We start from the raw sequence: 1,091 nt of genomic DNA on the forward strand, positions 1-1,091 counted from the left end.
CTTAGTATCAAGTTTGAAGTGCGACACTTTCTACAAATGCGCATGAATATACTCCGTTGGTGTTCTATACCCAAGCCTTTTGCGTGGGCGCGTATTTAATTTTTGTGCAATTTCATTGCAGAGCTTCTGTGTCACGTGTGACATAGAAGTTCGTTTTGGTAAGTATTGTCGTATCAAGCCATTGGTGTTTTCATTAGTGCCTCGCTCCCATGAGTGGTATGGATTTGCAAAGTAAAACAGACATTTATGATGTTTTTCTAGTTGTGCATAACCATGAAATTCAGTGCCGTTATCTGCAGTTATCGTCTTAAAAGGTAAGTCAGAGCGGGTCATGATTTTGCTCATTCTTACGTTGAGCGACTCGCTTGTTCTATCGTCCATTTGCCCAATAAAAGTATAGCCCGTCATTCTATCGACTAAAGTCACGATACAGTGCTTGGTTCCGCGGCCAACGACGGTATCAATTTCCCAATGACCAGGCTCTTTTCGATGCTCAGCTGTTGCAGGTCTTTCGGTAATATGGCGCTTTGCTGCCAGCCGACCTCGGCTGTCTTTTGAGTTATACCTTTTACGCCTTTTCTTAGTGGATTGGCGTAGGTGTTTCCATAGGGTTCCACCGAGAGTTTTGTCGTTCCAAATATGCTGATAAATGAGCTCGTGGCTCATTGTTGGATAGCCTCTTACTCTTAGATATCCGACGATTTGGTCAGGGCTCCAATCCAGTCGTAGCAAGGCTTCAGGTAACCTGAAGTCGGTTTCGCGGTAACGCTTATTTCTGCGCGAGCGGCTCAGCCGGTTGCGAGCCATTTGTTGGGCTCTCCATGCTTGATAGGAGTACCTTTTAAAGTGTCTGTTGTATCGGGAATTACGTTCAATTTCTCGATAGATAGTGGCTTTGTGACGCCCCAGTTGTTTAGCTATTTTAGCGGTACTAATTCCTTGCTTTCTGAGCGCAGAAATCATATACCTTTCGTTCTCAGTGAGGTGCGTGTATTTCATGTTTTTTACTTCTTGGCGGGAGCAAACTTCATGATTATCGCATCTCACTGTTTTTATGTTCAGAGGTGTCGCACTTCGTACTTGAATCCAAG

Annotated in this window: 1 protein-coding gene; it reads right to left on the reverse strand. The window is 44.3% G+C overall.

Annotation, left to right across the window (positions count from 1 at the left end; all coding sequences use genetic code 11):
- Window positions 1-30: 30 nt before the first annotated feature.
- Entirely contained in the window at window positions 31-999 is a 969-nt protein-coding gene (locus TW81_RS18685) for an IS30-like element ISVa6 family transposase (RefSeq protein ID WP_084715972.1), read from the reverse strand.
- Window positions 1,000-1,091 lie beyond the last annotated feature (92 nt).

Origin of the sequence: Vibrio galatheae (assembly GCF_000967545.1) — a bacterium.
In the GTDB taxonomy this organism is placed as follows: domain Bacteria; phylum Pseudomonadota; class Gammaproteobacteria; order Enterobacterales; family Vibrionaceae; genus Vibrio; species Vibrio galatheae.

Coding starts and splice junctions, on each gene's coding strand:
- TW81_RS18685 (WP_084715972.1), bottom strand. CDS start 999: ATGAAATACACGCACCTCACTGAGAACGAAAGGTATATGATTTCTGCG.